5 protein-coding genes (2 of these 5 only partly in view) are annotated in these 5,000 nt (G+C 36.6%); 4 read left to right on the top strand and 1 reads right to left on the bottom strand.

The annotated features are described in order from the left end of the window. Positions 1-890, top strand: the 3' portion of a protein-coding gene (gene ctaD, locus LEP1GSC190_RS16280) for a cytochrome c oxidase subunit I (protein ID WP_002745972.1). It extends 715 nt beyond the left edge of the window; 890 of the gene's 1,605 nt are visible here — the last part of the coding sequence; the start codon falls outside the window, past its left edge; the stop codon is at positions 888-890. Next, a complete protein-coding gene (locus LEP1GSC190_RS16275) occupies positions 877-1,521 on the top strand; it encodes a cytochrome c oxidase subunit 3 family protein (protein ID WP_011669332.1) in 645 nt (214 codons plus the stop codon). The genes ctaD and LEP1GSC190_RS16275 overlap by 14 nt, the downstream gene beginning before the upstream one ends. 626 nt (positions 1,522-2,147) lie before the next feature. On the opposite strand, the gene LEP1GSC190_RS16270 is transcribed toward LEP1GSC190_RS16275, so the two are convergent. Next, positions 2,148-3,242, bottom strand: coding sequence for an IS110 family RNA-guided transposase (locus LEP1GSC190_RS16270; RefSeq protein WP_002746089.1), 1,095 nt, complete (start codon positions 3,240-3,242; stop codon positions 2,148-2,150). A 250-nt stretch (positions 3,243-3,492) separates the two neighbouring features. On the opposite strand from LEP1GSC190_RS16270, the gene LEP1GSC190_RS16265 reads away from it, so the two are divergent. Both LEP1GSC190_RS16265 and LEP1GSC190_RS16260 read left to right on the top strand, forming a co-directional pair. Beyond that, positions 3,493-3,792 carry a hypothetical protein gene (locus tag LEP1GSC190_RS16265; protein WP_002746065.1) on the top strand — a complete coding sequence of 100 codons (300 nt, stop codon included), beginning with the start codon at positions 3,493-3,495 and terminating at the stop codon, positions 3,790-3,792. 1,034 nt (positions 3,793-4,826) lie between these two features. Beyond that, on the top strand, positions 4,827-5,000 hold the beginning of the coding sequence (locus LEP1GSC190_RS16260; protein WP_002746082.1) for a hypothetical protein. 510 nt of this gene lie beyond the right edge of the window; 174 of the gene's 684 nt are visible here — the first part of the coding sequence; its start codon is at positions 4,827-4,829; the stop codon falls past the right edge of the window.

Genomic DNA, 5,000 nt, shown 5'->3' with positions numbered 1-5,000 from the left:
CCCTTGGAGGGGATCCGGTTCTCTTTCAACATTTCTTTTGGTTCTATTCTCATCCCGCGGTTTATATCATGATTCTTCCTGCGATGGGTGTGATTTCTGAGCTCGTGGCTACATTCTCCAAAAAAGTGATTTTCGGATATACTGCGATTGCATATTCGTCTCTTGCGATTGCGGCAGTCTCTTTTTTGGTTTGGGGACACCATATGTTTGTATCGGGCCAATCCGAATTTGCGGGAGTTTTATTCTCCTTTATCACGATGCTTGTGGGAGTTCCTACTGCAATCAAACTGTTCAACTGGATTTCTACGATGTACAGGGGTTCAGTTCGTTTGGATGCTCCTATGCTCTTTGCGATTGGGTTTATGTTCCTTTTTACGATTGGTGGTTTGACCGGGGTATTTCTTGCTTCTACCGGTATGGATGTTCATTTTCACGATACTTATTTCGTGGTGGCTCACTTTCATTATGTGATGGTGGGAGGAACTCTAATGGCTGTAATGGGAGCTCTGATTTATTGGTTCCCGAAAGTAACAGGGAAAATGACTTCCGATTTTTTAGGGAGAATTTCTTGGGTATTTATCTTTACGGGATTTAACGTAACTTTCTTTCCACAATTTATCTTAGGATCGATGGGAATGCCTAGACGATACTATGATTATCTGCCTGAGTTTACAAGCCTGAACCAAATTTCCACAGTGGGATCCTGGTTGATCGGAACCGGATTTTTGATTGGTTTAATTGCCGTAATTCACGGATTAATTGCAGGAAAAACCGCTGGAAACAATCCTTGGGGAGGGAAAACACTTGAGTGGACAATTCCATCTCCTCCGACGCACGAAAATTTTGAACAAACTCCGACAATAACGGGGGGGCCTTATGAGTACCGCTAAGCACTTTCACCATGCGCATCACTTTGATAGTGCTGAGCATCAATACGACGCTTCTAAACAAGGAATTTGGTTGTTCCTTGTTACGGAGATTCTAATGTTCGGCGCTCTTTTCGTGGGTTATACCATCTATCATTCTTTGCATCCGGAAATTTTCCATGCTGGAAGTCATCATTTGTCCGTTCCGATGGGAGCTTTTAATACAGTTGTACTTCTATTCAGTTCGTTTACGATGGCCCTTGGGATTCATTATGTTCAAGTAGATAAAAAGAAAGAAGCTATAATTGCACTTGCCGTTACTGTCTTATGCGCACTTACATTTATGGTCGTGAAGTATTTTGAATATTCGGCGAAGATCCATCACGGACTTTTGCCAGGAAAGTTCTTTACGAACACTGAAATGGTTGATATAAAAAACGCGGCTATGTTTTTCGGTTTTTACTTCGTGATGACCGGGATTCATGGATCTCACGTATTGATTGGAGCCGGGCTTATTATTTGGGTGATGATCAAGGTAATCAAAGGGGAAGTAAATTCTTCTTATTACACGCCTGTGGAAGGAGTAGGTCTTTTCTGGCACGTAGTCGACTTGATCTGGATTTATCTTTTTCCACTTCTTTATTTAGTAGGATGATATAATTTCGCGCACGGATTCAATTCGTATAAAAAAACCCCGGGAAATCCGGGGTTTTTTTATTTAAAGTTTATCCTAAAATGTAGGTACAGGAAATTTTGAAATTATTGGTAATCGATATCTTTTGTAGGGAATCCTTTTTTTATTTTGAAAACATATTTCCAATAGAATCTAAAAAATGAAAAATTTTATTTAGAGTTCTGTTTCTAAATATGGAAAATTACTACAAAAATTGAACGATAATAAAATCCCAAAAAGATATAAATTGTGGGAACTATTACATTTTATTGCGAGTTTACTGAATGATTAAAACTGAATTTTCTTTAGGTTTTGAGACAGGCTCTGATATGGCGCCCCCATCCGGAGCTGTAAATATTTTTTCGCATTTTTTTTAATCACCCAATAATTTAACTCGTTAGAGAAAAGCATTCGCGACGATTGATCAGACTGATATTCGCGGGTTGGATACCGCAGGATAATCTATACATCGGGAGCTGTTCTTAGTCTTAAAACGAAGGTCAAATTTGAAATTCAAATTTGCTTCAACACTGAGCCAACAAGTATTCCTCCTTTATCGTACATCTTCTCTAACGAATTCAATTATTGGATGAAACATTACTCTAACTCTATGCAACCAGATTCATCGCCGCCCAAAGAAATCCGGATAACTCTCTTGAAACTGCCGTTATCATTACCTGAGGAGTTTTTCCTCTTTGCTGTAGATTACGAAACTTTTTGTGTAATCTGAGAGATGCTTTTTCCGCCAAAGCAACAACTAACGCAGGTTGTCCCGATCTACGTGCGGTTACAATCTTACTTCCTGTTCCAGGGAAACGATGTTGCCAAGCTGCTTCTGTCAATATTCTTCGAAGTCTGGGACTTCCAGTTTTTGTTATCCCTGTTTGTTTTCTTTTGGAACCGCTGGAATATTCTCCCGGAACAAGTCCAAGAAAACTCATGAACGAACCGGCTGTTTTGAATCGTTTGAAGTCACAAACCTCACAAAGTAAAAACATTGCGGTTAGATAATCCACTCCTCGGAAACATCTTAATATTCCTACTTTCTCTCGATACGGTTCACTTTCCGCTATCTCTTGTATTCTCTTATCCATCGCTTTTAAATTCTCTTCTTGAACTCTTACTCGACTATAATAGTCGTTAAATGTCTCTTGAAGGATCTCGTTGTTAAACTGTAGAGTGTTCAACCATTTGTTATGACTGACTGTCCAATACTTTGTTGCTGAGTAAGTTATACCCTTTCTTAATAAGAATTTCATCAACCTCTGACGATTCCTTCCTAAATCCAAACGAAGGCTGTCACGGGATCTCAAATAATCCCTTACCGCTTCGTCCTCTTCACTCGGTACATGAATCGATTCTAATTCTCCACTTCGTAATAATTTTGCTAACTTGATCGCGTCTCTCTTATCCGTTTTGATCTTATCCGAACTTTGTCTTGGTATCTTTCCGGGTGCTACAAGGATACAATTCACTCCCAAAGACTTTAGATATCTGTAAAGTGGATAACCGGTTACTCCCGCCTCGTAACAACTATGTATCTCGTTCCATTCTGATTTTAGTTTATTGACGAACTTTTTGATCTGAACCTCATTATGTTTTATCTGCTGTTCTTTTACTATTTCCTTTGTATTGTTCGTTAAATTCGCAATTCTAATCGTTTCTTTGTGGACATCCATTCCTACATATACTTTTCTTTTCATTACGTTCCTTCTGTTGGTTTTCTTGTTTTGTGGTAAATGCTTGCATCTAACCCACGCTTTTCAAGCCCAGAAGGGGCGCCATTTTGTCTTGATTTTTTTCTTTTTAAAAAAGTTATGTATAAAATTCAATACGACTAACGTGCTTTGAAAAAGAAAAGATGTCTTTCATATATAAAAAAGCGTTGATATGAGTTTAGAACCCTTTTAAATTCACACAATCATTAAAGATTGAAAAAAAGGAAGAATGGCAATGAAAAAAGTTTTGATTGGATTGATTTTGACCACGGTAGTTATGATCGGTTGTAAACCGTGCTCTGATTTGGAAGCGAAGATCTGCACAGACTTAGGAGAAAAGTGTGAAAAATGGAAAAGTATGGGAAAACCTGGCGTACCTATCGAGGATCAGGATCAAGGTCGTTCGGGTAGAAAAAAATTAGTTGGTATTTTGTTGGAAAGTGTCGGTCTTATGGAGCGCAATGCACAGGCTTGCCAAGGCCTTTCTTCTAACTACGATGCTCTAATCATTTCATTAAAAAAATCCGTGGAATAATTTTTTCCGTTTTAATTCGACTTTGTTTTTCAAATGAAGTCGAGTTTGCAGCCCCGTTTTTTCTGATTTTATCCAAACACCGTTCCAAAGCGGTGATTTCACCCAGAAATTCAATTTCAAGACTTTTATCTTTGAATTTTATAGAAAGACTTCTTCGCATATATTACAATGGATTAATTGAATAAAGAAAAAATAATGTTTCAAATATCTTTTTTTATATCGAAGAAATAAATTTATTTCTTTTTCAATAATCAACATTCCCTCTACAATTCCAAACTTATCTTTCTAAAAGTGATAGCGGTCTTACGGGTGTTTTGCCGTTTAACGAAAAATTTGACGACTATTTATGAGACTTGTTTATAATTCAGAAAATTCCGGATTTTGAAAGGTGGCAAAAATCTATATTAGAAAATCTATATGAAATTTATTTCAAGTTCAACAAAACACTACACGCTTAAAAAATCGATCGACATCCATAAAAAAATGAGTTTGGAGAAATTGAAGTTTTTGTGATAAAAAGTAAGGACCATTTCTTGAGCTAGTGGAATTTAGTTTTGATATTTATCTTAAAAATTGAGGTCGGTGATATCCTTTTGAATCGCAATGCTATCCTGGAAAATAAGGAAGTTACGCTATTACTCTCGAACTCGATATAAATACTGTGAAGGCTATTTAGAAAAATAAAAATACAATTTTTTAGCAAGGAAGCTTTTGAATTTATCCCAAAATTTCAGAAACTCGTAGGAGGATTTAAAAGTAATAAAAAAGTCTTTAAAAGACTATAAATTCCCAAAAAGACGTAATCTGTAGGGAACTCCTACCTTTTATTTTGAACTTCCCCAAGATTCTATAACTGATTTTTCTTATTCTTAAGATCTTTTGGTGGCCTTTTTATAAAAATTTTTCCTAGTTTTTTTACACTAGAGTTAAATTAGCTGAAACACTTTGTGGGTTGGATAAAAGGAAATCTTTAATTTTTTCAAAAGAATTTTGGCATTTAAGCCGATTTTAGAAATAGGATTTAGGATTCCTAAATGCAGAATATCGATTATTCGAGAAAACTCAAACAAATCTCGACCCGAACCCCAGTTCGAGAAAATGCCGATTTCAATCGAACGATTCAAACGGTTCAACACGATAAAAAATCGGGATCTCCGATCCAGATTTTTTCATCTACTCGTTCCGTCTTTATTTTGTTATTGGGTTCT

Origin of the sequence: Leptospira mayottensis 200901116, from assembly GCF_000306675.2 — a bacterium.
GTDB lineage: Bacteria > Spirochaetota > Leptospiria > Leptospirales > Leptospiraceae > Leptospira > Leptospira mayottensis.
Note: the sequence above shows the minus strand (reverse complement) of the source record. Positions and strands in the feature narration are given on the sequence as shown.